The organism is Streptomyces sp. BF23-19, assembly GCF_041106355.1.
Lineage (GTDB): Bacteria > Actinomycetota > Actinomycetes > Streptomycetales > Streptomycetaceae > Streptomyces > Streptomyces virginiae_A.
In genome coordinates this window covers 60,857-87,551 of sequence record NZ_JBGBPT010000015.1, presented here as the reverse complement: position 1 = coordinate 87,551, position 26,695 = coordinate 60,857, and the positions used below count along the sequence as shown (strand labels likewise).

Here is a 26,695-nt window from a genome sequence, read left to right as displayed (position 1 = left end):
GTGCGGGTTCAACGCGCGGTGCGGGTGTGGACGTAGTCCACCAGGCGGGTCAGCGCGTCGGGGTCGGTCGTCGGGAGGACGCCGTGGCCCAGGTTGAAGACGTGGCCCTCCAGGCCGGCGGCGGCCGCGAGGACCTCGTCCGTCTTGGCCTCGACGGCCTCGGGGGTGGAGAAGAGCACGGCCGGGTCCAGGTTGCCCTGGAGCGCCTTGCCGGGGCCGACCCGGCGCACGGCCTCGTCGAGCGAGACCCGGTAGTCGACGCCCATGACGTCCGCGCCGGCCTCGCCCATGAGGCCGAGGAGCTCGCCCGTGCCCACGCCGAAGTGGATCCGCGGCACTCCGTAGGAGGCGACGGACTCCAGGACCTTGGCGGACGCGGGCATCACCGAGCGGCGGTAGTCCGCCGGGGCGAGTGCGCCGACCCAGGAGTCGAAGAGCTGGATCGCGGAGGCGCCGGCCTCGATCTGGACCTTCAGGAAGGCGGAGGTGATCTCCGCGAGGCGGTCCAGGAGGTCGGCCCACAGCTGCGGGTCCCCGTACATGAGGGCCTTGGTGTGCTCGTGGTTCTTGGAGGGGCCGCCCTCGACCAGGTAGCTCGCGAGGGTGAAAGGCGCGCCCGCGAATCCGATCAACGGCGTGGCGCCCAGTTCACCCGTGAGCATGCCGATGGCCTCGGTGACGTACGAGACGTCCTCCGGGGTGAGGTCGCGCAGTTGTGCGAGGTCCTCGCGGCGGCGGATCGGCTGGGCGACGACCGGGCCGATGCCCGGCTTGATGTCCAGGTCGACGCCGATGGCCTTCAGCGGGACCACGATGTCGGAGAAGAAGATCGCCGCGTCCACCTTGTGGCGGCGCACCGGCTGCAGCGTGATCTCGGTGACCAGGTCGGGCCGCATGCAGGACTCCAGCATCTGCGTGCCCTCGCGCAGCTTGCGGTACTCCGGGAGTGAGCGTCCCGCCTGCCGCATGAACCACACCGGGGTGTGCGGCACCGGCTCCCGCCGGCACGCCTTCAGGAAGGCGGAATCGTACGTCTGACTCGGCTGGCCCGTGGGGCGGGTGTTGGCGCTCACGACCCAAATCTTCGCACGTATGAAGAAGTGTCCGACCCGGCGAGGGTGTCCCTGCGCCGCACGGGCGCTCGTTCCGCCTAGTCTTCCCCGCATGGCTGCGGCTCAGGGACGATTTTCAGATGGCGCCGAGGGTATGGACAGCGCGAAGGAGAGCTCCGTCCCGCTCCCGTTCCGGCGGGCGGTCGACGGCTTGAAGAAGGCCCGGCTGCGTCCGGGGATCGAGATCGACCCCACGAAACCGCCGCAGAGACTGGCGCCGCACGCCTACGCCCTGGAGGCCGCGGTGGTGGACGGCGAGGAGGACCTGGCCGACGGTCGGCTCATCCTGCTGCACGATCCGTCCGGGCACGACGCCTGGCAGGGGACGTTCCGGCTGGTGACGCTGGTGCGCGCGGAGCTGGAGCCGGAGATGGCTGCGGACCCGCTGCTGCCCGAGGTGTGCTGGTCCTGGCTGACGGGGGCGCTGGAGGCGCGCGGGCTGGCGTACGGGGAGGCGAGCGGCACCGTGACCATGGCGGGCTCGCACTACTTCGGCGGGCTCGCGGAGCGGCGGCCGGCCACGCAGATCGAGATCAGGGCCTCGTGGACGCCGCGCGAGGGTGTGGGCGGGGTGCCGGACACCTCGGCGCACCTGTCGGCGTGGTGCGAACTGCTGTGCCAGGTCGCGGGGCTGCCGCCGGTGGGTCCGACGGACACGGCGACGGGTGTGGTCTCCCTGCCACAGCGTCGCGGTCCGCACCACCCGTAGCCGTGGGGCCGGACGGCCGCCGGGTTCGGCGTGCGACGCAGAACGACTGATCGAAGAACGGGTCGGACGGTCGAAAGACGGCGTCCCTTGCGGGCTTCTGATCAACCGATGATCGATCGTGCGTCCGAATTGCCCGAATTGTTACTCACCAAATCGTGATCATTCCCTAAAGCCGGGCGGGTGACGTGCCGAAGGAGTGGGTGACCATCCGCACGGTTCGCACCGGCTTCCTTCCCCGAGCCGGCCGTCCCGCCACTCCCCCAGGAGGCCTAGGTGTCCGTTCTTCTCGAGCAGCCCGCAAGCCTGGTCGCCTACCGCCCGAACAAGCCGACGGCCATGGTCGTCGTGGCCGACCCGCGCGTCCGCTCCACCGTGACCCGCCATCTGTGGGCCCTCGGAGTACGTGACGTGATCGAGGCGTCGTCCATCGCGGAGGCCCGCCCCCGCGTCGGCAGCCCGCGCGACATCTGCGTGGCCGACGTACACCTGCCCGACGGCTCCGGTCTCACCCTGCTCTCCGAGACCCGGGCCGCCGGCTGGCCCAACGGCCTGGCCCTGTCCGCCGCCGACGACATCGGCGCCGTGCGCAACGCCCTCGCGGGCGGCGTCAAGGGCTACGTCGTCACCGGTACGCGGACCAACATCGGGCTCCCCACCCGGCCCGGCGCCGCCCCCATCGGCGCTGCCGCCGCCCGTATGCACCGCCGCCCCCCGGGTGCCCCGAGCCACCCGGGCGGCTACCGAGAGCTCTCCGGCCGCGAGGTCGAGGTCCTGCGCCTCGTCGCGGAGGGCCAGTCCAACAAGGCCATCGGCGTCTCGATGGGCCTGTCCGCCCTGACCGTCAAGTCCCACCTCGCCCGGATCGCCCGCAAGCTGGGCACCGGTGACCGCGCCGGCATGGTCGCCGTGGCGCTGCGTACCGGGATCATCCACTGACCGCCGGCCGGAGCCCCCGGATATCCATCCCGGGAGCCGCCGCCGGGGAACCTGCCGGGAGACCCCCGGAATACCCCGGGAAAACGCCCCGCATACCGCCCGCGCCCGTCGACGGAACGTTCCGGCGACGGGCGCGTCGTATACACGGATACCCTTGACCGGTGACCGACGCCCAAGATCCCGCAGCAGACCTGCGCACCACCACCGGGGGCGGCCCCTCGGACGACGTCGTTGTTCCGCCCGGTGGGCTGCCGACTCCCTTGTTGGAGCCCCGTGAGGGGATTCCTCCGGTGGTCGCCGACGCGGACGCCCTCGCCGAAGTGGTCGCGGCCTTCGCCGCGGGCACCGGCCCCGTCGCCGTCGACGCCGAACGGGCCTCCGGGTACCGCTACGGCCAGCGCGCCTACCTGGTGCAGCTGCGCCGTGAGGGTGCGGGGTCCGCGCTGATCGACCCGGTGGGCTGCCCCGACCTGTCCGCACTGGGCGAAGCCCTGTCCGGCACCGAATGGATCCTGCACGCCGCCACCCAGGACCTGCCCTGCCTGCGCGAAATAGGCATGGTGCCCACCTCGCTGTTCGACACCGAGCTGGCCGGCCGCCTCGCCGGCTTCCCCCGGGTCGGACTCGGCGCGATGGTCGAGAGCGTGCTCGGCTACGCGCTGGAGAAGGGCCACTCCGCCGTCGACTGGTCCACCCGCCCGCTCCCCGAGCCGTGGCTGCGCTACGCCGCCCTGGACGTGGAGCTGCTGGTGGACCTGCGGGACGCGCTGGAGAAGGAACTGGACCGGCAGGGCAAGCTGGAATGGGCCCGCCAGGAGTTCGACGCCATCGCCTCCGCCCCGCCCGCCCCGCCGCGCAAGGACCCGTGGCGCCGTACGTCCGGCATGCACAAGGTGCGCCGACGCCGGCAGATGGCGGTCGTACGGGAGCTGTGGGAGTCCCGCGACCGGATCGCCCAGCGGCGTGACGTCTCGCCGGGCAAGGTGCTGGGCGACGCCGCGATCGTCGAGGCCGCGCTGGCCCTGCCGGCCAACGTGCACACCCTGTCCGCCCTGCCCGGCTACGGGCAGCGGATGGGCCGGCGGCAGCTGGACCAGTGGATGGCCGCCGTGGACCGGGCGAAAGCCCTGCCCGAGAACGAGCTGCCGCAGCCCGGGGCGACCCCGGCCGGCCCCCCGCCGCCGCGCTCCTGGGTGGACAAGGACCCGGCGGCCGCTGCCCGGCTCTCGGCGGCCCGTGCGGCCGTCTCGGCGCTGGCGGAGGCGCTGAACCTGCCGCAGGAGAACCTGATCACCCCGGACACCGTCCGCCGGCTGTGCTGGGAGCCCCCGCAGCGGCTGCACGCGGACGCGGTGGCGGAAGTCCTCGCGGGCTACGGTGCCCGACCCTGGCAGATCGAACTGGTGACCCCGGTCCTGGTCACGGCCCTGTCGGCCACCGCATAGCAGGTCGCCGCCGTGCCCCGGTCCGTGACGCCCGGACCGGGGCACAGTCGGATCAGAGCGGTTTCTCGGTGTAGTCGCCGTCCGTGTCCATGTAGAAGGTCCCCTTCGTGTGGCCGTCGATCTCGGTGTGCTTGAGCCACTTCCGGGACAGGTGGTGGACGTGCTTGACCACCCGCTCCCAGGGGATCTGGTGGCCGGCGCAGGCGACCTCGAAGTGCATCTTCTTCGCACCCGGGATGGCCTTGTAGAGCTCGGTGACCGAGAGGAAGGGAACGGTGCCCGGAACGCTGTTCACCGTCTTGTCGTGCTCGCCGACGACGATGAGCACCGGCACCTTGTGGCCGAGGATGTTGTCCACCTTGGCGCCGGCCTTGTTCCAGCCCCACCAGAAGGCGTTGCGGAAGCGCAGAACGCCCGAGGGCACGCCGGACACCGGTGGCCCCCAGTTGCGGCCCACCACGTCACTCTCCATGATCGCCGCCCACACGGTGTCGACCATGCCCTCCTCGCGCTGCTCGTCGCCGCAGCCGAGTTCCTTGTCCCAGGCATCTCCGAAACCGTCCCGGCCGGCGATGTTCATCGGGAAGGTCCACAGGGAGGCCGGAGGGGGCAGCGCGTCCGGCCGCTCCCACTTGGTGCCGGGCTTGCTCGCGGGTCCGTCCGGCCGGAAGACGGGGGCTAGCAGGAACAGGCTGGACACGTTGTCCGGGTACTGGATGGCGTACGGGCCCAGCGCCACCGCGGCGGCGGACCAGCCGAAGAGGGCGACCTTCTCCACACCGCGCTCGGCCTTGATGTATTCGACGACGCTGTGGACCTCGGCCCAGTCGCTCGCGGAGTCGCCGAGGTGCTTGGCGTACGAGGGGGTGCAGGGGGCCGTCAGCGGGTGACCGTCGAGCAGGAGCTTCGTCTGCTGGGTGGCAGTGGTGTTGCAAGGCTCGTTCATGACCGTCGGGCGCGGTGAGCGGCCGTGGCCCTGGAGGTCCATGGCGAAGACGTCGAAGCCCGCCTTGGCAAGGAACTGCATCCAGTTGTACTCGCCGGTGCCCAGGTCCGCGCCGGGCAGCACGGGGACGCTGCGGCCGTGCAGCATCAGGACGGCCGTGCGCTTGGTGGGATTCTTCGTGCCGTCGCGCTCCCGGACGAAGAGTTTGATCACCTCGCCCTCGTTCACGGGGAGGATGGAGGCGTGCTTGACCTCGTGGTCGACCGCCTTGATCAGCATGGCGGGGGTCTCCGTTCAGGTCGGCCGGGTCCGGGACGGGCGCCCCGCACCCGGCCAGAATCAGCAGGCGCGTGCGCCGATGCCATCGACAGGGCCGCCCTGACCGGGTGTCCGACCCGTTCGGGTAACTCGGGGCGCTCCGATCGGACGGGCGCGAGGAGGGGGCGCGCGCGGGGTGCGGAGTGTGACCTTCGCCGCTCCTCCGGGAGGGGGTGTGCACATTGGTTACCCGCAAGTAGCATGGGTCGGGTGAGCGGGCGCTCAGCAACGTATGCCGAACGTCCCCACGCGCAGCAGTGCACACCCGCACCTGGAGGAGAGCCAACGTGCCTCGTACCGTCAGGGACGTCGTCTTCGTCGACGGCGTCCGCACCCCGTTCGGCAAGGCGGGCCCGAAGGGCATCTACCACGAGACCCGCGCCGACGACCTCGTCGTGAAGGCGATCCGGGAGCTGCTGCGCCGCAACCCGGACCTGGACCCCAAGAAGATCGACGAGGTCGCCATCGCCGCGACCACGCAGATCGGTGACCAGGGCCTGACGCTGGGCCGTACCGCCGGCATTCTCGCGGGCCTCCCGCAGTCCGTCCCGGGCTACTCCATCGACCGCATGTGCGCCGGCGCGCTGACCGCCGTGACCGCCGTCGCGGGCGGTGTTGCCTTCGGTGCCTACGACGTCGCCCTCGCCGGCGGTGTCGAGCACATGGGCCGTCACCCCATGGGTGAGGGCGTGGACCCGAACCCGCGCTTCGTCTCCGAGAAGCTGGTCGACGAGTCCGCCCTGTTCATGGGCATGACCGCCGAGAACCTGCACGACCGGTACCCGACGATCACCAAGCTCCGCGCCGACGAGTACGCCGTGCGCTCGCAGGAGAAGGCCGCCAAGGCGTACGCCGACGGCAAGATCCAGCAGGACCTGGTCCCGATCTCGGTGCGCAACACCAACGAGGCGGTCGGTGAGACGGGCTGGGGCCTGGTCACCACCGACGAGCCGATGCGCCCGGGCACCACGCTGGAGAACCTGGCCGGCCTGAAGACCCCGTTCCGTACGCACGGCCGGGTCACCGCGGGCAACGCCGCCGGTCTCAACGACGGCGCCACCGCCGCGATCATCGCGTCCGAGGACTTCGCCCGGGAGAACAACCTCCCGGTCAAGATGCGCCTGGTCTCGTACTCCTTCGCGGGTGTCGAGCCCGAGGTCATGGGCTACGGCCCGATCCCGGCCACCGAGAAGGCCCTGGCCCAGGCCGGCCTGACGATCGATGACATCGGTCTCTTCGAGGTCAACGAGGCCTTCGCGGTCCAGGTCCTCGCGTTCCTGGAGCACTACGGCATCGCCGACGACGACGCCCGCGTGAACCAGTACGGCGGCGCCATCGCCTTCGGTCACCCGCTCGCCTCCTCCGGCGTGCGCCTGATGACGCAGCTGGCCCGTCAGTTCGAGGAGCAGCCGCACGTCCGCTACGGCCTGACCACCATGTGCGTCGGCTTCGGCATGGGCGCCACGGTCATCTGGGAGAACCCGAACTTCAACGCCGAGGGAGACTCCAAGTGAGCACCACCGCTGAGCTCCTGAAGGGCGCGGCCGAGCTGTTCCCGGACGAGGTCGTCACGTCCGCGCACGTCCGCCACCTGGACCTGCCGTTCGGCGCCGGGCGCTTCGCGCTCATCACGCTGGACAACGGCTTCGACCACACCAAGCCGACCACCTTCGGCCCGCAGTCCCTCGCCAACCTGAACGCGGCGATCGACCAGGTCGAGCAGGAGGCCCTCGCGGGCTCCATCGTCGGCGCCGGCATCACCGGCAAGCCGTTCATCTTCGCGGTCGGCGCCGACCTCAAGGGCGTCGAGCTGCTGAAGAAGCACGACGAGGCGCTCGCCATCGGCAAGGGCGGCCACGACGTCTTCAAGCGCCTCTCGGCGCTGGCGGTCCCGACCTTCGCGTACTACAACGGCGCGGCCATGGGCGGCGGTGTCGAGGTCGGTCTGCACTGCACCTACCGCACCGTCTCGAAGGCCATCCCGGCCTTCTCGCTCCCCGAGGTCTTCCTCGGCCTGGTTCCCGGCTGGGGCGGCTGCGCCATCCTGCCGAACCTGATCGGCGCCGAGCGCGCGGTCTCGGTCATCATCGAGAACTCGCTCAACCAGAACAAGCAGCTGCGCGGCAAGCAGGTCTTCGACCTGGGCATCGCGGACGCGCTGTTCGAGGGCGCGGACTTCCTGGAGCAGTCGCTCCTGTGGACCGCGAACGTCCTGAACGGCACCACCGAGGTCGTCCGCGACGAGATCGACCGCGGTGAGGCCTGGGACGCGGCCGTCGCCAAGGGCCGCTTCTTCGCGGACTCCAAGGTGCACGGCGCCGCTCCCGCCGCCTACCGCGCGCTGGACATCATCGCCGCCGCCAAGTCGGGCGACCTGCAGGCCGGCTTCGACGCCGAGGACACGGCCCTGGCCGACCTCATCATGGGCGGCGAGCTGCGCTCGGGCATCTACGCCTTCAACCTGGTGCAGAAGCGCGCCAAGCGCCCGGCCGGTGCCCCGGACAAGTCCCTGGCCCGTCCGGTCACCAAGGTCGGCGTCGTCGGCGCGGGCCTGATGGCCTCGCAGCTGGCGCTGCTGTTCCTGCGCCGCCTGGAGGTGCCGGTGGTCCTCACCGACATCGACCAGGAGCGCGTGGACAAGGGTGTGGGCTACGTCCACGCCGAGATCCAGAAGCTGCTCGGCAAGGGCCGCATCAACCAGGACAAGGCCAACCGCCTGACCGCCCTGGTGACGGGTGTGCTCGACAAGGCCGAGGGCTTCGCGGACGCGGACTTCATCATCGAGGCCGTGTTCGAGGAGATGTCCGTCAAGCAGAAGGTGTTCGCGGAGGTCGAGGCGGTCGCCCCGGCGCACGCGATCCTCGCCACCAACACCTCCTCGCTGTCGGTGTCGGAGATGGCCTCGAAGCTCCAGCACCCGGAGCGCGTGGTCGGCTTCCACTTCTTCAACCCGGTCGCGATCCTCCCGCTGCTGGAGATCGTCCGCGGTGAGCAGACCGACGACGCCTCGCTGGCCACGGCCTTCGGTGTCGCCAAGAAGCTGAAGAAGACCGCGGTCCTCACCAAGGACGCCCCGGCGTTCGTCGTGAACCGCATCCTGACCCGCTTCATGGGCGAGATCCAGAACGTCATCGACGAGGGCACCCCGGTCGTCACGGCGGAGAAGGCCATCGAGCCGCTCGGCCTGCCGATGTCCCCGCTGGTGCTCCTGGAGCTCGTGGGCCCGGCGATCGGTCTGCACGTCTCCGAGACCCTGAACCGCTCCTTCCCGGAGCGTTTCACCGTCTCCCCGAACCTGGCGGCGGTCGTCAAGGCCGGCAAGCGCGGCTTCTACGTCTACTCCGCCGAGAACGGCTTCAAGCCGGAGCTGGACCCCGAGGTCGCCGCGCTCCTGGTGCAGGGCGACTCCGTCCTGACGGAGGAGCAGGTCCGCGACCGCGTCCTGGACGCGGTGGCGCAGGAGATCGGCCTGATGCTGGAGGAGGGTGTCGTGGCCGAGGCCCAGGACATCGACCTCTGCCTCATCACGGGCGCCGGCTGGCCCTTCCACCTGGGCGGCATCACGCCGTACCTGGACCGTGAAGGCGTCTCGGAGCGCGTGAACGGCAAGAAGTTCCTCGCCCCCGGCCTCGCGAGCATCCCGGCCTAGTCCGGGTCTCGGAGAGCTGTTCCACGGCTCGGCCCGCCCCTTCCGGGGGGCGGGCCACAGCCGTTCGAATACCTGTCTAAGATTCACCCCCATGACGGAAAAGCACGCGCGGCCCAAGCGCCGCCGCCGCGTTCTGCGGATCACCCTGCTGCTGGTCGCCGTGCTGATCCTGGGCACGGCCGGGGCCGGCTGGTGGGCCTACAGTCACCTGAACTCCAACATCGACAGCGTCGACCTGGACCAGGCGATCGGCGACAACCGGCCCAAGAAGGTCGTCGCGAACGCCCAGAACGTCCTGGTGCTCGGCTCCGACTCGCGGGCCGGGGCCAATGCCGATCTCGACCACGGCGATGTCAGCGGTGCCCGCTCGGACACCGCGATGCTGGTGCACATACCCGAGGGCCGGGCCAAGGCGACCGCGGTGAGCATCCCCCGCGACACCCTGATCACCCGGCCCGAGTGCAAGGACGGCAAGGGCAAGACCCTGCCGTCCGCCAAGCGGGTCATGTTCAACTCGGTCTACTCGCTCGCCGGCCCGGCCTGTGTGGTCAACACGGTGGAGCAGATGTCCGGCGTCCGCGTGGACCACTTCGTCGAGGTCGACTTCGCCGGCTTCAAGGGGCTGGTGGACGCGCTGGGCGGGGTCACCGTCACCCTGGACAAGCCGATGAGCGGCGCCAAGGGCGGCCTCAAGCTGGACGCCGGCTCGCACCGGCTGAACGGCACCGACTCGCTGAAGTTCGTCCGTACCCGCTACGGCTACGGCGACGGCAGCGACCTCGGCCGCATCGGCCTGCAGCAGCAGTTCATGATGGCCATGCTGTCCGAGATCAAGAAGCAGGACGCCCTCGGCAACCCGGCGCGGCTGTACAAGCTCGCGGACGCCGGGACCAAGTCGCTGACCACCGACTCCGACCTCGCCTCGCTCACCGCGCTGTCCGACTTCGCGCAGAGCATGAAGGGCGTCGACCCGGACACCATGGAGACGATCATGCTCCCGGTCGCCTACGACAAGGTGGACCCGAACCGCGTGATCGTGGCCGAGCCGCAGGCGACCCAGCTGTGGGAAGCCCTGCGCACCGACCAGAAGGTCCCGGCCTCGGCGAAGAACTCCCCCGCCAAGGGCTGAGCCCCCGGCCGTCGTACGACGCGGCGGGCCCGTACGGGAATCACTCCCGTACGGGCCCGCCGTGTCATGTGCGGGGTACGGCCGGAGCTCAGAACTCCGCGTTCTGGCCGACCTTGTGCAGACGGCTGTTGCGGTAGCCGTAGGCGAAGTAGACGATGATGCCGATGGCCATCCAGATGCCGAAGCGCAGCCAGGTCTCGGCCGGCAGGTTGAGCATCAGCCAGAACGAGGCCGCGATCGACACGATCGGGACGAAGGGCACCCACGGGGTCCGGAAGGACCGGTGCAGGTCGGGGCGGGTCTTGCGCAGGACGATCACGCCGAGCGCGACCACCACGAAGGCGAACAGCGTGCCGATGTTCACCAGTTCCGCGAGGGTCTCCAGGCTGGTGAAGCCCGCGACGATCGCGATGATCCCGCCGAGCAGCATCGTCGCCCGGTAGGGGGTGCGGTACTTCGGGTGCGTCACGGAGAAGACCCGCGGCAGCAGTCCGTCACGGCTCATCGCGAAGAACACGCGGGTCTGGCCGAGCAGCAGGATCATGCACACGGTGATCAGACCGACGGCCGCGCCGAGGCTGATGGCGCCCGAGAAGAACGGCTGGTTCACCGATTTGAAGGCTTCGGCGAGCGGCGCGGTCGGGGACATCTCCGAGTACTTCTGCATACCGGTGACCACCAGGGTCACGGCGACGTAGAGCACCGTGCAGACCAGCAGCGAGCCGAGGATGCCGCGCGGCATGTCCCGCTGGGGGTTCTTGGTCTCCTCGGCCGCCGTCGCCACCACGTCGAAGCCGATGAAGGCGAAGAAGATGAGCGAGGCCGCCGTGAAGATGCCCATGACGCCGAAGTTCGTGGGCTCGTAGCCGAAGAGCAACTGGACCAGGGGCGAGTGCCAGCCGCTGACGCCCTCGGCCTGTGGCTGGGCCGGCGGGATGAACGGCGAGTAGTTGTCGGCCTTGATGAAGAACAGGCCCGCGACGATGACCAGCAGCACGACCGTGACCTTGATGGCGACGACGACCGCGGTGATGCGGGCCGAGAGCTTCGTCCCGACGACCAGGATCCAGGTCAGCGCCAGGACCAGCAGGAACGCCAGCACGTCGAAGTGGCCGCCGGCGTCGGGGCCGGACAGGGAGGTCGGCAGGGTCCAGCCGAGGTTGGTGTCCATGAGGTGGCGTACGTACCCGGACCAGCCGACCGCGACCACCGCCGTGCCGAGTGCGAATTCCAGCACCAGGTCCCAGCCGATGATCCAGGCGGGCAGCTCACCGATCGAGGCGTACGAGAACGTGTACGCCGATCCGGCCACCGGGACGGTGGACGCGAACTCGGCGTAGCAGAGCGCCGCGAGGGCGCAGACGATGCCCGCGGCCACGAAGGCCAGGGCGGTGGCGGGACCGGCGTTGTTCCGGGCGGCGATGCCCGTGAGGACGAAGATGCCGGTGCCGATGATGACGCCCACACCGAAGACCGTGAGGTCCCAGGCGGAAAGCGACTTCCGGAGCGCGTGTTCCGGCTCCTCCGTGTCGCGGATGGACTGCTCCACCGTCTTGGTACGGAATGGGCTGTTCAGATCCTTGCTCACCGACGCCTCCGAGAGGTGACGACGCACGAACGGGCCGGGAGGCCCACTCTTCAAGAGTGATCTCCCGGCCCGTGACGTGCAACCGCGCCTCGATCTACGAACGGCGCGCGCGGCGAGTTCCGGACTAGTCGACGGCGGCGGCCGGCTCGCTGTCGTAGCGGCCGTCCAGCTTGGCGACCAGGCCGGTGACCTGCCGGGCGATGTCCGGCGCGGTCAGGCCGATCTCGGCCATGATCTCCTTGCGGAGGGCGTGGTCGAGGAAGCGCTGCGGGATACCGAAGTCGCGCAGCGGTACGTCGACACCCGCGTCCCGCAGGGCCTGCGAGACGGCGGCGCCCACACCGCCGGTACGGCCGTTGTCCTCGACGGTGACGACCACGCGGTGCCGGTCCGCGAGCGGGGCCAGGGCCTCGTCCACGGGCTTGACCCAGCGGGGGTCGACCACGGTCGTGGAGATGCCCTGCTTGTCCAGCAGGTCGGCGATCTCCAGGCACATCGGGGCGAGCGCACCGACCGAGACGAGCAGTACGTCCGGACGGGTGACCTCGGCGCCCGGGGCGCGCAGGACGTCCATGCCGCCGATCCGGCCGACGGCCGGGACGGCCGGGCCGACGACGCCCTTGGAGTAGCGCACGACGGTCGGGGCGTCCTTGACCTCGACGGCCTCGCGGAGCTGGGCGCGCAGCTGCTCGGCGTCGCGGGGCGCGGCGAGCCGCAGGCCGGGTACGACCTGCAGGATGGACATGTCCCACATGCCGTTGTGGGAGGCGCCGTCGTCGCCGGTGACACCGGCGCGGTCCAGGACGAAGGTGACCCCGCACTTGTGCAGGGCCACGTCCATCAGGACCTGGTCGAAGGCGCGGTTGAGGAAGGTCGCGTACACCGCGAAGACCGGGTGGACCCCGCCGGTGGCCAGGCCCGCCGCCGAGGTGGCGCCGTGCTGCTCGGCGATGCCCACGTCGTAGATCCGGTTCGGGAAGGCCTCGGCGAACTTGTTGAGGCCGACCGGGTGAAGCATGGCGGCGGTGATGCCGACGATGTCCTCGCGCTCGTGACCGAGCTTGACCATCTCGTCGGCGAAGACGGAGGTCCAGCTGGCGGCGGCGGTCTTCACCGGCAGGCCGGTGTCCGGGTGGATCACGCCGACCGCGTGGAAGCGGTCCGCCTCGTGCTCCAGGGCCGGGGTGTAGCCGCGGCCCTTCTGGGTGAGGCAGTGCACGATGACCGGGCCGCTGAAGCGCTTGGCGCGCTGCAGGGCGGACTCCAGGGCCTCGATGTCGTGGCCGTCGATGGGCCCGATGTACTTGAGCCCGAGGTCCTCGAACATGCCCTGCGGGGCGATGAAGTCCTTGAGGCCCTTCTTGGCGCCGTGCAGGGTCTCGAAGAGCGGCTTCCCCACGACCGGGGTGCGCTCCAGGATCTCCTTGCCGCGGGCCAGGAAGCGCTCGTAGCCGTCCGTGGTGCGCAGGGTGGCCAGGTGGTTCGCGAGGCCGCCGATGGTGGGGCCGTACGAGCGCTCGTTGTCGTTGACCACGATGACCAGCGGGCGGTCCTTGGCGGCGGCGATGTTGTTCAGCGCCTCCCAGGCCATGCCACCGGTCAGCGCGCCGTCACCGATGACGGCGGCGACGTGGTGGTCCTCGCGGCCCAGCACCTCGTTGGCCTTGGCCAGGCCGTCGGCCCAGCCGAGCACGGTGGAGGCGTGCGAGTTCTCGATCACGTCGTGGTCGGACTCGGCGCGCGAGGGGTAACCGGACAGACCGTTCTTGGTACGCAGGCCGGCGAAGTCCTGGCGGCCCGTGAGCAGCTTGTGGACGTAGGCCTGGTGGCCGGTGTCGAAGAGGACCTTGTCCTTGGGCGAGTCGAAGACCCGGTGCAGGGCGATCGTCAGTTCGACCACCCCGAGGTTGGGGCCGAGGTGCCCGCCGGTCTTGGAGACGGCGTCGACGAGGAAGGACCTGATCTCGGCCGCGAGCTGGTCGAGCTCCTCCTGGCTGAGCCGGTCCAGATCGCGCGGTCCCTTGATGCGGGTCAGCAGCACCCGTGCCTCCTTGCAGTTGCTAGCTGGTCTGTCGAGTCTAATGTTCCGCCCCCGGCCACGGTCATCGGGCCGTCCCGAGGGAGTCACACCTTTGTCATACATGTACGCACGACCTGACGGCCACACATCACATACGGGCGTATACCCGTACATGAGTACCCCGTACATGCACGCACGGATGCCCGGGGCACTGTGACCGGTCTTACCGCCGGACATCACTCCGGCGGGGAGTCGGACGCGCGATCAGGCGCGTCCGGCCGTCTTCTGGGTCTTGCGCGTCACCGAGTCGATCACCACGGTCGCCAGCAGCACCGCGCCGGTGATCATGTACTGGATCGGCGTGGCGATGCCTTCCAGAGCCAGACCGTACTGGATCGAGACGATGACCATGACGCCGAGGAGGGCGTTCCAGGTCCGGCCCCGGCCGCCGAAGAGGCTGGTGCCGCCGATGACGGCCGCCGCGATCACGTTCATCAGCAGGTCGCCGGCGCCGGCGCTCTGGTTGGCCGCCGCGATCTTGGAGGCCCAGAACAGGCCGCCGATGGCGGCGAAGGTGCTGGAGATCGCGAAGACCGTGATCCGGATCCGGGTGACGTCGATGCCCGCACGGCGGGAGGCCTCGACGCTGCCACCCAGTGCGAAAACGTTTCGCCCGAAGGTCGTGCGACGCAGCAGGAAGTCCGTGACGACCAGGGCCAGCAGGAAGAGCACCACCGCGAGCGGCAGGCCCTTGTACTGGTTGAACAGCACGGCGGGGCCGAAGGTGCACAGCGCGAGCAGGCCGGTGCGCAGCAGGATCTCGGCGAGCGGGCGGGAGGGCATCCCGGCCGCCTCGCGGCGCCTCGCGTCGAAGAAGGAGGCGAGGAAGTAGCCGACCACCGCGAGCGCGGCCAGCCCGTAGGCGACGGCCACGTCCGAGAAGAAGTACGTGGTCAGCTGACCGACCACGCCGTCGGAGTCGATGTTGATCGTGCCGTTGCTGCCGAGGATCTGCAGCATCGCGCCGAGCCAGAAGAGCAGGCCCGACAGGGTGACGGCGAAGGCCGGGGCGCCGACCTTGGCGAAGAAGAAGCCGTGGATGGAGCCGATCAGGGCACCTCCCACGATGGCCGCCAGGATGGCGAGCCATTCGTTCACGCCGTGCGTGACGGCCATGACGGCGACGATCGCGCCCGAGACACCGCTGACCGAGCCGACCGAGAGGTCGATCTCACCGAGCAGCAGCACGAAGATGATGCCGATGGCGATCATGCCGGTGCCGGTCATCGTGATCGCGATGTTGGTCAGGTTCTCCGGGGAGAGGAAGTTCGAGTTCAACCCCTGGAAGATCGACCAGATGACGATCAGGCCGATGACGACCGGGAGGGAACCCAGGTCGCCCGCCTTCAGCTTCCGCTTGAACTCGCCCACGTACCCGGCGAGGCCCTCCTCCCGGACGAGCAGGCGGGGGTCCACGGCCGGGATCGCGTCGTGCGCGGCCGCGGGGTTGACCGGGTCGATGTGGTCATGCTGATCGACGGGGCCCTTGTCCAGTGGACCGGTGGCAGGGTTCTGGGTGCTCACTTGCCGGCCTCCGAGGTGCGGGCCGCCCGGCGGGTCACGGCGTTGTCCGTGGCACCGGTGATGGCGGAGATGATCTCTTCCTGCGAGGTGTCGGCGACGTTGAAGACACCGTTGTTGCGGCCCAGCCGCAGGACCGCCACCTTGTCGGCGACGGCCTTCACATCGGCCATGTTGTGGCTGATGAGGATGACGGCGTGGCCGCGCTCGCGCAGCCGCTCCACCAGGTCGAGGACCTGTGCGGTCTGCTCGACACCGAGGGCGGCGGTGGGCTCGTCGAGGATGACGAGCTTGGGCTCGCCCAGCATGGAGCGGGCGATCGCCACGGTCTGGCGCTGACCGCCGGAGAGCGAGGCGATCGGGATCCGGACACTGGGGATCCGGATGGACAGGGTGGTCAGGAGCTCGCGGGCGCGCCGCTCCATCTCCACCTCGTCGAGGATGCCGAAGCTCTTGAGCTCCCGGCCGAGGAAGAGGTTGCCGACGACGTCGATGTTGTCGCACAGCGCCAGGTCCTGGTAGACCGTCGCGATGCCCAGGTTCTGGGCGTCGTGCGGCTTACCGATGGCTACCGGGCGCCCCTCCCACTCGATGACACCTTCATCGATGGGGTGCACGCCGGCGATCGTCTTGACCAGCGTGGACTTTCCGGCACCGTTGTCGCCGACGAGGGCGACCACTTCACCGGAGTGGATCTCGAGTTCTACGTCGGTGAGGGCCTGAACGGCGCCGAACCGCTTCGAGACCCCTCGCAACGCCAGCACGGGCGCAGCGGACACATGAACCATCTCCTTCGCCGCCTGACCGGCGGGGATGTCGTGCAAAAGAGCAGGAGCGGGGACGAATGGGGGAGGAACGTTTCTGCCCGGCGCCCCGCCCGGTGGCGGGGATGAGTGGGAGGGGCGCCGGTCAGGCACGAGGGCCGTCTCATGGGGAGACGGCGGGGGCCGCTACTTCAGGCCGGCGGCGGCGCAGGCCGCCGCGTACTTGTCGGTGCAGATCTCGTCGACCGAGTAGACGCCGTCCTTGACGACGGTGTCCTTGATGTTGCCCTTGGTCAGCGAGACGACCGGGATCAGCACGGACGGAACGCCCTTGGTGGTGGGGCTGTCGACCGTGGACGTGGTGCCTTCGGGCTTCCCGCCCTTGGCGAGGGCGACGGCCATCTTCGCGGCGGCCTCGGCCTCGGGGGCGTACGGCTTGTAGACGCTCATGAACTGCTCACCCGCGACGATGCGCTGCACACCGGCGAGCTCGGCGTCCTGGCCGGTGACCGGCGGCAGGGGGGAGACACCGGCGGCCTTGAGGGCGGTGATGATGCCGCCGGCCATGCCGTCGTTGGCGGAGTAGACGCCGATGACCTTGTCCTTGCCGAGCGCGGAGAGCGCGGCCGCCATGTTGGTGTTGGCGTTCTCCGGCTTCCACTCGACCGTGTCGTACTCCTTGCCGACGTTCACCTTGCCGTCGAGCTCGGAGTGGGCACCGGACTTGAAGAGCTTGGCGTTCGGGTCGGTGACCGAACCGTTCATCATGACGATCTGGCCGTCCTTGGCCTTGTCGCCCAGCGCCCCCAGGAGCGCCTTGCCCTGGACCTTGCCGACCTCTTCGTTGTCGAAGGACGTGTACGCGTCGATCGGGCCCTCGGCCAGGCGGTCGTAGGAGACGACCGGGATACCGGCCTCCTTGGCCTTCTTGACCGAGCCGGCGATGGCCTTGGAGTCCACCGCGTCGATGATCAGGACGTCCACCTTGTTGGTGATCATCGTGTCGACCTGGGAGTTCTGCGTGGTCGCGTCCTGCTTGGCGTTGGCGTAGACGACCTCGCCCTTGCCGCCGGTGAGCTCGGCGACCTTCTTCTCGATCAGCGGCTTGTCGAACTTCTCGTAGCGCGCGGTCTGGTTCTCCGGCAGGAGCAGACCGACCTTGATCGCATCGCCCTTGGCAGCGCCGGAGGACTCCTTCGTCGTGTCGCCGGCCTCCTTGGCACTGCCACAAGCTGCGAGCGAAACGGCCATGGCACCAGCGGCGACAGCTACGGCGGCTCTGCGCATACGCGTGTTCATTACTTGAACCTCCCTGACGAGGCCGCAGCGGCGCGGCCGAGGTGGATGTGAGTCAACCCCGGCCGCGTTTTGCCGTCAAGGAGTGAATTCTTAACGAGATGACAACGGTGCCATTCGTTATCTACCTGAAGACAAGACGGCTGGAGCTCGCACTCCACTTCCATGATCTGACAAAAGTGTCGAATCGCCCATCTCGCTGAGGACCAGCGCCAGCGCGCCCAGCACCTCGGCCCGCCCGCCCAGGTTCCCCGTCAGCACCGACAACTGCCGGGCCGCGCTGGGGATCGCGTACCTCCCCACCGATTCACGGATGGGGGCGAGGACGAGTTCACCGGCCTCCGCCAACGAGCCGCCCAGCACCACCCGACTGGGGTTCAGGAGGTTGCACAGACTGGCCACGCCGCTGCCGATGTGCCGGCCCACGTCCGTGATCACCCGGCGGCAGCCCGGGTCCCCCTCGCGGGCCAGTTCGACCACGCGCTCCATCGTCAACTCCGGGCCGTGCGTGCCCTGGAGCAGCGGAAGTACGTACCGGGCCGCCGTGAAGGTCTCCAGGCAGCCCCGGTTGCCGCAGCGGCAGACCGGGCCCGATTCGTCCAGGGTGATGTGCCCGATCTCGCCCGCCGTGCCACCGGGTCCGCGGTAGATCTGGCCGTTGATCACCAGGCCCGCGCCGACGCCGCTGGCCACCTTGATGTAGGCCAGGTCCTTTACTCCCCGCCCACTCCCCCAAACGAGTTCACCGAGGGCGCCGAGGTTCGCGTCGTTGTCCACGTACACGGGCACCCCGAGGCGCTGCGAGAGCTCCTGGCGGGGATTGATGCCCGCCCAGCCCGGCAGGATCGCGGTCGAGCCCAGGGTCCCGGACTCCACGTCGATCGGGCCCGGCACGCCCAGCCCGACGCCGATGACCTTCTCCAGCCCCACGCCGATGTCCGCGATCAGCCGTCCGACCAGGGCTTCCGCCCGGTCGAAGCCGTCCGCCCACGACGCGTCGACGTCCAGCGGCTCGGACTCCTCCGCCAGCACCTGGTGAGCCAGGTTCCCCACCGCCACCCGCAGGTGGGTGTGGCCGAAGTCGACCCCGATGACGATCCCCGCGTCACCGCTGAGCGAGACGCTGCGCGCCCGGCGGCCACCGGCCGAGGTGTCGGTGACCTCGACGGTCCCGCCGTCCTTCAGCTCCCGGACGATGTTGGAGACCGTGGCCGCCGACAGTCCGGTGGCGCGGGCGATCTCCGCCTGGGTCAGCGATCCCGCGAGCCGCACCGCCCGCACGACCCGTTCGAGATTCGCGCGATGCAGTGACGACTGCGATCCGGGAGTCTGCACGACTCATCCACTCCTGCCCATTAGCGACGGCCAGCCGTCGCCCCCCGGCCGGGGCATGTCACGGCTTCACGCTCCGAGACCCCGGCATCTCTCCAACTTGTGAACCTTAAGTCGAGCCTTTAGGCATCCACACGTCAAGAGGCTGACACGGCATGAAACGGCTGGTACTGGACTAAAGGGGGAGAGAAGCGGCCGTTGGATCGTGCTACGGTCGCTGAGACGCCGGTCCTCTGCGGCCCTTTCGGCCGGACCTGGCGTCGTGCAATGACCGCGCTACGCAAGGAGGTGTTCGGGATGAGTCCCGATCGAAGTCCTCGCAGCGCTCTCGTCGCTCTCGTCGGCTGACCTTGTGACCGGCTGACCTCTCTCCGGGGACGCACGGCAGCGGTGGACCGCTGTTCCCGTGCGCGCTGGCGTTCCGTTCGCATCGCGTCGCGTTCCTTCGCGCGCCTTCGCGTTCACTCCTTCCACATTCCCTTCCTTCCGCATGCCCTGCCAACTCCGCCGGGCGTGCGTCATCCATGCCCACCGGCGCGCCGAGGGCCCATCGGGTCCGCTCTGCGCCGACCCATGATCACTCCACGTGACCGCTCGGCTTCGCGCTGCCCGGACACCGTGGAGGGAGGTATTCGTCATGACCATGCTCACCCCCCGTACCCCGACCACGCTCGCACCGCCGGGCCGCTCCCGCCGCGAGCGCAAGGCCGCCGAGCTCCAGGCCCGTACCCGCCTCGTCGGCGAGCGCCTCGCCGGGATCAGCGCCCGCTCGGGCGTCCAGGTCCTGCAGGAGGTGGACACCTCCCCGGCCGGCCTCACCCACGCCGAGGCCTCGCTGCGCCTGGAGCGGCACGGCTCCAACGCCGTCGCCCACGAGCGCGCCCCCCGCTGGTACCTCCAGCTGGCGAAGGCCTACTGGAACCCCTTCATCGCCGTACTGGTCTTCCTCGCGGCGGTCATGTACTGGCAGGACCCCGGCGACCCGGGCGTCGTCATCCTCTCCGTGATGGTGGGGATCAGCGGACTGCTGCGCTTCTGGCAGGAGTTCCGCTCGGGCCGCGCCGCCGACGCGCTGAAGAAGCTCGTCACCACGACGTGCGCGGTGCAGCGCCGGGCCGGCAGCGGTTCCGCGCCCACCACGTTCGAGGTGCCCATGGACCAGGTGGTCCCGGGCGACGTCGTCAAGCTGGCGGCCGGCGACCTGATCCCGGCCGACCTGCGGATCGTCACCGCCAAGGACCTCAATGTCAGCCAGGCCGCGCTGTCCGGCGAGTCCCTGCCGGTGGCCAAGGCCGACACCCGCACCCGGGACCTCGGCCAGCAGGAGACCACCGACCCGGTGGAGGCCGACAACCTGGTCCTGATGGGCACCTCGGTCACCTCCGGCACCGCCACCGGGGTGGTCGTCGCCACCGGCGCCGACACCTATTTCGGTTCGATGGCCGGCTCGCTCGTCGGCGAGCGCCCGCAGACCAACTTCGACACCGGCGTGCGCAAGGTCAGCTTCCTGCTGATCCGCTTCATGCTGGTGATGGTCCCGGTCGTCTTCATGATCAACGGCTTCACCAAGGGCGACTGGGACGAGGCCTTCCTCTTCGGCATCGCCGTCGCCGTCGGGCTGACCCCCGAGATGCTGCCGATGGTCGTCTCCGCCAACCTGGCACGCGGCGCGGTCGCCATGTCCAAGCGGAAGGTGGTCGTCAAGCGGCTGGGCGCGATCCAGAACCTGGGCGCGATGGACGTGCTCTGCACGGACAAGACCGGCACCCTCACCGAGGACCGGATCGCCTTGGACCGCTACCTGAACGTGCATGGCGACGAGGACGGCGAGGTGCTGGAGTACGGCTACCTCAACTCGCGCTTCCAGTCCGGCCTGAAGAACCTGATGGACCAGGCGGTCATCGACCGCGTCGACGAGGCCGAGGAGGTTGTCGTCGACGCACGGTTCTCGATGGTCGACGAGATCCCCTTCGACTTCGCCCGGCGCCGGATGTCCGTGGTCCTCGGCCGCAACCGTCTGGTCGGCGACTTCGGACAGCGCGAGCACATCATGATCACCAAGGGTGCCGTCGAAGAGGTCCTGGCCCTCTGCACGCACATGAGGGACCGCGGCCAGGGGGTCCCCCCGGCCGAAGGCTGGGGGACGGTCGAGCTGACCGAGCAGCTGCGGTGGCACGTCGCCCGGATCGCCGAGGACAACAACCGGCAGGGCCTGCGCGTCCTGGCCGTCGCCACCCGCACGATCGACAGCCCGCGCGAGACCTACACGGTCGCCGACGAGGACGGGCTGACGCTGGTCGGCTTCCTCGCCTTCCTCGACCCGCCGAAGGCCGACGCCGCCCGAGCCCTCCAGGGCCTGGCCGACAAGGGCATCGCGGTGAAGGTGGTCACCGGCGACAACGACCTCGTCGCCGCCCGGGTCTGCGCCGACGTCGGCATCGACGTCGGCCAGGTGGTGCTCGGCCCCGAGACCGACGGCCTGGACGACGCGGTGCTGCGCGAACTGGCCGCCCGTACGACGGTCTTCGCCAAGGTCGACCCGGTTCAGAAGGCCCGGATCGTCCGGGCCCTGCAGGCCGACGGCCACACCGTCGGGTTCCTCGGCGACGGCATCAACGACGCGGCCGCGCTGCGCGACGCCGATGTCGGCATCTCGGTGGACACCGCCGTGGACATCGCCAAGGAGTCGGCCGACATCATCCTGCTGGAGAAGGACCTGACCGTCCTGGAGCAGGGCGTCGTCCAGGGCCGGACCACCTTCGGCAACACGATCAAGTACATCAAGATGACCGCCTCGTCGAACTTCGGCAACGTCTTCTCGGTCCTGGTGGCGAGCGCCTTCATCCCCTTCCAGCCGATGCTCGCGATCATGCTGCTGGTCCAGAACCTGGTCTACGACATCTCGCAGCTGGCGACCCCCTGGGACCGGATGGACGAGGAGTACCTGCGGGAGCCCCGCAACTGGGACGCCAAGGGCATCGGCCGCTTCATGGTCACCATCGGACCGGTCAGCTCGATCTTCGACATCTCGATGTTCCTGATCATGTGGCACGTGTTCGCGGCGAACAGCGAGGCGAGCCAGGCCCTCTTCCAGTCCGGCTGGTTCATCGAGGGCCTGCTCTCGCAGACCCTGATCGTCCACATGATCCGCACCCGGAAGATCCCCTTCATCCAGTCGCGCGCCTCCTGGCCGGTGATGGTGATGACCGTCCTCGCGGTGCTGACCGGGCTCTGGCTGCCCTTCTCGCCGCTGGCTCCCTCGCTGGGTTTCGTGGCCCTGCCGGCGAGCTACTTCCCGTGGCTGATCGGCGTGCTGCTCGCGTACTGCACGCTCACCCAGCTGGTGAAGACCTGGTACATCCGCCGCTTCGGCACCTGGCTGTAGGAGAAGGGAGAGTCCGGCGCGAAAGATGAATTGAACACGTTCAGCCGGGCCGGCATCATGGATCCAGGACGACGTCGGCCGGGCGGACGTGTCGCTCCGCCGTGCCACGAGGGGGATTGAGCGTGCGTCAGAAACGTTCGTACGGCAGGGTCCTGGTGGTTTCGACGCTGGTCGGCAACCTGGAGGTCGCACTCGCCGTCGTGGTGGTCCTGCTGTACGTACGGACGCAGCCGCCGCCGGACACGCCCCCCGACTACCCCGCCATCGGGGCGGGCCTGCTCTCCGCCTGGACCCTCGTCGGCCTCGTCACGGTCCTGCTGTCGGTCGTTTTCGTCCTGCCGGCGGTCGCGCTCGCCGACCTCCTCGGCCGCCGGCTCGGCCGGCACGCGGCATGGTGGTCGGCGCCACTGATCATGGCGGCCCTGCTGGCGCCGCCCGTCTACGGTGTCGCGGCTTACAACGACGCGCCCACGAGGCCCACGCTGGTCTTCTGGGCCGAGGCCATCGCCTCGCTCTCGTTGGGCGCGCTGATCGCCCTGCCCCGGCGCGCGGGACTGCTGCGGCGGGTGGGACTGTGGGGCGCGGCGGTGGTGGCGGGCACCGGTCTGCTCGGCGCACTCGGACTCACCGTCGGTCTACTGCCCGCGTACGAGCCGCCGGCGATCGGGCCCGAGACCATGACCGGCACCTGGATCGACCACACGGGCAACACCCTGGACTTCACCCCGGACGGCCGGGTCACCGCCTTCGGCGTCGGCGGGCGCAGCCACAACGGCTACCCGGGCGACCCGTCGCCGAGCTGCTCAGGCTCCGGGACCTGGGTATACGAGGCCGGCCGGGACGTATGGACACAGAAGGTCCGCGTGGACGTCCCGGGCTGCGTCTGGCCCGCGTGGAGCGTCGGCGGCACCGCCCGGGAGCCCCGGATCCAACAGCGGGTCGGCGACCCGGGTTCCGGAAAGCTGTACAAGCTACGGAAGGTCTCCGGCGGCTCCTGACGCCGGAGACCTGGCCCGCTACTTCAGCGTCGCCGAGGTGAGACCCGACTGGATCTGGCGCTGGAAGGAGAGGTAGACCACCAGCATCGGGACCATGGCGATGGTGGCGCCGGCGAACAGCACCGGCAGGTCCGTCTCGTAGCCCATCTGGTACTGGAGCTGGATGAGCCCCTGGGTGAGCATGTACCGCTCGGGGTCGGCACTGGTCTGCGGCTGCATCAGCACGGCGGGCAGGATGTACTGGTTCCACTGGCCCAGGATGTTGAAGATCCCGACGCTGATCAGGCCGGGCTTGGCCATCGGCAGCATCACCTGGAAGAAGATCCGGGTGTCGGAGGCCCCGTCGATGACCGCCGCCTCGTGGATCGCCGTCGGCAGCGTCCGGAAGAAGGAGTGCATGAAGAAGACCGTGAAGGGCATCGAGTAGGCGACGTACACCAGGATCAGACCCTGGTAGGTGTTCAGCATGTCGAAGCGCTTGACCATGAAGAAGAGCGGTACGAGCGCCAGGAACACGGGGAACATCGCCCCGCTGACGAAGAAGTAGTAGATGAGCCGGTTGCCCGTGAAGGGGTAGCGGGCCAGCACGTACGCGGCCATGGAGCCGAACAGCATGGTCAGCGGGACCGAGAACACCAGCACGATGAGGGTGTTGGCGAAGTAGCCTCCGATGCCCTTCGTCCAGGCCCGCCCGAAGGCGTCGAAGTGCCAGTTGGAGGGCCAGCTCAGGGCCGAGCCGCCGATCTGCGCGTCGGTCTTGAAGGCACCGAGCGCCAGCCAGAGCAGGGGCAGCACGATCATGATCGCCCAGACGACCAGGAAGCCGTGCGAGAAGACGTTGAGGGCCATGCCCTCGGAGCGCCGCCCCTCCCGCTTCCCCGGCCGTCCGGTGCCGCCGGCCTGCTCCGCGGCCTTCTCGCCGGGAGCCTTGATCACTGTGGACTGTGCAGTCATCGTGGAAACTCCGCTCAGAACTCGATGCGCTCGCGGCGGGTGGCGCGCAGCGTGATGACGGAGAGGATCATGGTCAGGGCGAGCATGACCACGCCCATGGCGCAGGCGTATCCGCTCTTGCCGAAGTAGAGGAAGTTGCGCATCAGCACCGTCGACATGACCTCGCTGTGGTGGTCGGGTCCGCCACCGAACTGGCCCGAGGTCATGGTCGACACCAGCACGAACATGTCCATGGCGGCGATGCCCAGGTAGACCGCCGAGGTCTGCACGGAGTCCCACAGCAGGGGCAGCGTGACCTTGAAGAAGGTCTGGGCGCGCCCGGCGCCGTCGAGCAGCGCGGCCTCGTAGATGTCCTTGGGGACGGACTGCATGGCGGCGGAGAACAGGACGAGGTAGAAGCCGACGCCGTGCCAGACGACGACGAGGAGCAGGCACCACAGGACGAGGTTCGGCTCGTTGAGCCATTCGACCGGGTGGGCCGCGTCGATCACGCCGACCTTGGTCAGGAAGCCGTTGAGCAGGCCGCCCTCGTCGCTGCGGTAGATCGCGCCGAAGAGCACGGAGAGGATGGCGAGGGAGAGGACCTGGGGGAAGAAGTAGACGACCTTGTAGAAGCGTGATCCGCCGACTCCCTGCACTCCGCCGGCCCCGCCGCGCCCGCCCGCGTTCACCATGAAGGCGAAGAAGAGGGCGAGCAGGATGGTGACGAGCGGGACGAACACCAGGAGCAGCAGGTTGTGCCAGAGCGCGCCGCGGAAGACCTCGTCCGACAGCAACGTCGCGTAGTTGTCCACGCCGACGAAGTCGAACGTCGGGGACTGTCCGCTCCAGTTGGTGAAGGAGTAGCCGAACGTCTGTACGTAGGGCCAGATGACGAAGGTCAGGTACAGCGCGAGGGGTGCGAAGAGGAAGCCGGTGATGAAACCGGCTCGCCCCTTCCTCTGGGCTACTTGGCTCATGGTGTCCGTCCCTGCGTGTCAGGCGCGCTTGTTGTTCTTGGCGTTCGGGTCCTTGGCCGCCTTGTCTACCGCAGCCTGGGCCCGCTTGATCCACTCCTTCGGCTGAATCCGCTGCGCCATGAGCTCATTGGACGCGTTCTGGATCTCGGTGTCCATTTCGCTGTACCAGTCGGGGTAGCGGTAGCTGAACGTGTTGCCGCCCGCGGCCTTGAGTGCCTCGACCGCCGACTGGGTGCCCGGCCGCAGCTTGACGCTCGGGTCCACCCCGTCCTTGACCACCGTGAGCGAGTTCGCCTGCTGGGCGAAGATCGTCGACCATTCGCGGGACAGCATCGAGCGGAGGAACTCGAAGCCCGCGGCCTTGTTGGCGGCCTTCTCCGGGACGATGAAGGGCTCGTCGACGCCGGCCCGAATGGCCTCGAAGGGCAGTTTGCTGTCGGCGAGCAGCGGCATCGGCAGGAACTTCATGTCGAAGTCCTCCGGGGTCTGCTTCAGCTGCTCGTTCTCCAGCCAGGAGCCGGAGGGGATGAAGGCGGCCTTGTACTGGTTCCAGGCGGTCTGTGACTCCGTGTGGGTGAGGCCGTTGGTGCCCGGCATCAGCAGGCCCTTCTCCACCACCTCGTAGACCGCCTCGACCGCGGCGAGGGCGGCCGGGTTGCCCTCGAAGGCGTTCGGCTCCAGGTTGTCGATCGCCTTCATGGCGTCCAGACCGCCCTTCTTGGCGATCAGGTCCATGATGACGACGTTGATGTAGTACGGGAACTTGCCCTGGTGGGCGAGGCCGCCGATGCCGGCTTCCTTGGCCTTGGCGCAGACGGCCAGGAACTCGTCCCAGGTCTTCGGCGGCGCCCAGCCCTTCTCCTTGAAGAGCTTGCCGGAGTACCAGAAGCCGAACACGGCGTAGACGTACTTCAGCACGACGAACTTGCCGCCCTGCAGGCCCTGTTCGTAGGCGCCTTCGACCAGGGTGTCGCGCACCTTCTTGGTCGGGTCGTCGAGCGAGGGCGAGTCGAGCACGGCGGTGAGGTCGGCGAGCTGGTCGCCCTTGGCGAGCACGTCCAGCTTGATCTGCTGGGCGCCGGAGTCGTCGACGACGTCCGGCGGGTTCCCGGCGTTGAAGCGGGGCTGCAGCTTGGCGGTGATCTCCTGGGTGCCCAGGTGGGAGCTGGTGGTGCCCCACTTCTTGTCGAAGGCGGCCTCCCAGGCCTTCGCGTAGTCGTCGCCGAACCCGCCCTTGAAGACGACGACGTCCAGCTTGCCGCCCTTCGCGACGCCGAAGGGGTTCTCCTTGGTCACCGGCGCCTTGGCCGGTCCCTTCGTGGAGTTCTCCTCACCGCCGGAGGCGCAGGCGGACAGGAAGCTCATCGTCGGCACCGTGATCAGTCCGAGTGCTGCGGAGCGCTTGATCAGGTCGCGGCGTCCGAGGCCCTCACCAGTGGATCCCATGCTCATGTCCTCGCCTTCGTCAGAAGTGTGAAGGAGGCCGGAGATTCACGGTGGTGACCGTGCATGCGGACATCACCACAGGTCCCCGCCCACCCCCCGGCCCGGAGCCGCTCGTCTCGCGGTGATCC

General features: G+C 69.2%; 19 protein-coding genes. 8 read left to right on the top strand and 11 right to left on the bottom strand.

Features of this window, described 5'->3' with window-relative positions; translation table 11 throughout:
- Positions 1 to 8 precede the first annotated feature (8 nt).
- Positions 9 to 1,073 carry a uroporphyrinogen decarboxylase gene (hemE, locus tag AB8A24_RS11645; RefSeq protein ID WP_030719787.1) on the bottom strand — a complete coding sequence of 355 codons (1,065 nt, stop codon included), beginning with the start codon at positions 1,071 to 1,073 and terminating at the stop codon, positions 9 to 11.
- 91 nt (positions 1,074 to 1,164) lie between these two features.
- Between hemE and AB8A24_RS11640 the strand changes: the two genes are divergently transcribed.
- The 3 genes from AB8A24_RS11640 (at position 1,165) to AB8A24_RS11630 (ending at position 4,202) form a co-directional block, all read left to right on the top strand.
- Positions 1,165 to 1,821, top strand: a complete 657-nt coding sequence (locus tag AB8A24_RS11640; RefSeq protein WP_030760688.1) for a DUF3000 domain-containing protein — start codon at positions 1,165 to 1,167, stop codon at positions 1,819 to 1,821.
- A 273-nt stretch (positions 1,822 to 2,094) separates the two neighbouring features.
- Complete coding sequence (locus AB8A24_RS11635; protein ID WP_007267191.1) at positions 2,095 to 2,757, top strand: response regulator transcription factor; 663 nt, start codon at positions 2,095 to 2,097, stop codon at positions 2,755 to 2,757.
- Positions 2,758 to 2,918: 161 nt separating this feature from the next.
- Positions 2,919 to 4,202: a ribonuclease D gene (locus tag AB8A24_RS11630; protein WP_328961165.1), complete on the top strand. Its 1,284-nt coding sequence runs from the start codon at positions 2,919 to 2,921 to the stop codon at positions 4,200 to 4,202.
- 52 nt (positions 4,203 to 4,254) lie between these two features.
- Here the strand turns inward: AB8A24_RS11630 and AB8A24_RS11625 are convergent, their stop codons facing one another.
- On the bottom strand, positions 4,255 to 5,427 hold the full coding sequence (locus tag AB8A24_RS11625; RefSeq protein WP_328961166.1) for an alpha/beta fold hydrolase: 1,173 nt from the start codon (positions 5,425 to 5,427) through the stop codon (positions 4,255 to 4,257).
- Between the two features lie 326 nt (positions 5,428 to 5,753).
- Here AB8A24_RS11625 and AB8A24_RS11620 point away from each other — a divergent pair, with 326 nt between their 5' ends.
- From AB8A24_RS11620 to AB8A24_RS11610, 3 genes are all read left to right on the top strand, one after another.
- Positions 5,754 to 6,980, top strand: coding sequence for an acetyl-CoA C-acyltransferase (locus AB8A24_RS11620; RefSeq protein WP_328961167.1), 1,227 nt, complete (start codon positions 5,754 to 5,756; stop codon positions 6,978 to 6,980).
- Positions 6,977 to 9,115, top strand: coding sequence for a 3-hydroxyacyl-CoA dehydrogenase NAD-binding domain-containing protein (locus AB8A24_RS11615; protein ID WP_328961168.1), 2,139 nt, complete (start codon positions 6,977 to 6,979; stop codon positions 9,113 to 9,115). Before AB8A24_RS11620 ends, AB8A24_RS11615 begins: the two co-directional genes overlap by 4 nt.
- Positions 9,116 to 9,206: 91 nt before the next feature.
- The gene (locus AB8A24_RS11610; protein WP_161291967.1) at positions 9,207 to 10,244 is read left to right on the top strand and encodes an LCP family protein; all 1,038 of its coding nucleotides are present in this window, start codon (positions 9,207 to 9,209) and stop codon (positions 10,242 to 10,244) included.
- A gap of 88 nt (positions 10,245 to 10,332) precedes the next feature.
- Here AB8A24_RS11610 and AB8A24_RS11605 read toward each other — a convergent pair whose 3' ends face one another.
- From AB8A24_RS11605 to AB8A24_RS11580, 6 genes are all read right to left on the bottom strand, one after another.
- On the bottom strand, positions 10,333 to 11,832 hold the full coding sequence (locus AB8A24_RS11605) for an amino acid permease (protein ID WP_328961169.1): 1,500 nt from the start codon (positions 11,830 to 11,832) through the stop codon (positions 10,333 to 10,335).
- 124 nt (positions 11,833 to 11,956) lie between these two features.
- Positions 11,957 to 13,873, bottom strand: a complete 1,917-nt coding sequence (dxs, locus tag AB8A24_RS11600) for a 1-deoxy-D-xylulose-5-phosphate synthase (RefSeq protein WP_033217683.1) — start codon at positions 13,871 to 13,873, stop codon at positions 11,957 to 11,959.
- Positions 13,874 to 14,116: 243 nt separating this feature from the next.
- A complete protein-coding gene (locus AB8A24_RS11595) occupies positions 14,117 to 15,406 on the bottom strand; it encodes a sugar ABC transporter permease (RefSeq protein ID WP_369475490.1) in 1,290 nt (429 codons plus the stop codon).
- Positions 15,407 to 15,432: 26 nt separating this feature from the next.
- On the bottom strand, positions 15,433 to 16,221 hold the full coding sequence (locus tag AB8A24_RS11590; RefSeq protein WP_030760712.1) for an ATP-binding cassette domain-containing protein: 789 nt from the start codon (positions 16,219 to 16,221) through the stop codon (positions 15,433 to 15,435).
- 162 nt (positions 16,222 to 16,383) lie between these two features.
- On the bottom strand, positions 16,384 to 17,496 hold the full coding sequence (locus tag AB8A24_RS11585) for a substrate-binding domain-containing protein (protein WP_328961171.1): 1,113 nt from the start codon (positions 17,494 to 17,496) through the stop codon (positions 16,384 to 16,386).
- A gap of 117 nt (positions 17,497 to 17,613) precedes the next feature.
- Complete coding sequence (locus tag AB8A24_RS11580) at positions 17,614 to 18,828, bottom strand: ROK family transcriptional regulator (protein WP_033217679.1); 1,215 nt, start codon at positions 18,826 to 18,828, stop codon at positions 17,614 to 17,616.
- A 634-nt stretch (positions 18,829 to 19,462) separates the two neighbouring features.
- On the opposite strand from AB8A24_RS11580, the gene mgtA reads away from it, so the two are divergent.
- Positions 19,463 to 22,210 (top strand): magnesium-translocating P-type ATPase, encoded by a 2,748-nt coding sequence (gene mgtA / locus AB8A24_RS11575; RefSeq protein WP_369475472.1) that lies wholly within the window; start codon positions 19,463 to 19,465, stop codon positions 22,208 to 22,210.
- Positions 22,211 to 22,332: 122 nt separating this feature from the next.
- On the top strand, positions 22,333 to 23,208 hold the full coding sequence (locus tag AB8A24_RS11570; protein WP_369475471.1) for a hypothetical protein: 876 nt from the start codon (positions 22,333 to 22,335) through the stop codon (positions 23,206 to 23,208).
- Between the two features lie 18 nt (positions 23,209 to 23,226).
- On the opposite strand, the gene AB8A24_RS11565 is transcribed toward AB8A24_RS11570, so the two are convergent.
- The 3 genes from AB8A24_RS11565 to ngcE are packed head-to-tail and all read right to left on the bottom strand — an operon-like array spanning position 23,227 to position 26,573.
- Positions 23,227 to 24,162, bottom strand: coding sequence for a carbohydrate ABC transporter permease (locus tag AB8A24_RS11565; RefSeq protein ID WP_328961174.1), 936 nt, complete (start codon positions 24,160 to 24,162; stop codon positions 23,227 to 23,229).
- Positions 24,163 to 24,176: 14 nt separating this feature from the next.
- Complete coding sequence (locus AB8A24_RS11560) at positions 24,177 to 25,121, bottom strand: carbohydrate ABC transporter permease (RefSeq protein ID WP_266378216.1); 945 nt, start codon at positions 25,119 to 25,121, stop codon at positions 24,177 to 24,179.
- A gap of 18 nt (positions 25,122 to 25,139) precedes the next feature.
- Positions 25,140 to 26,573: an N-acetylglucosamine/diacetylchitobiose ABC transporter substrate-binding protein gene (gene ngcE / locus AB8A24_RS11555; protein ID WP_328961175.1), complete on the bottom strand. Its 1,434-nt coding sequence runs from the start codon at positions 26,571 to 26,573 to the stop codon at positions 25,140 to 25,142.
- Between the last annotated feature and the right edge of the window lie 122 nt (positions 26,574 to 26,695).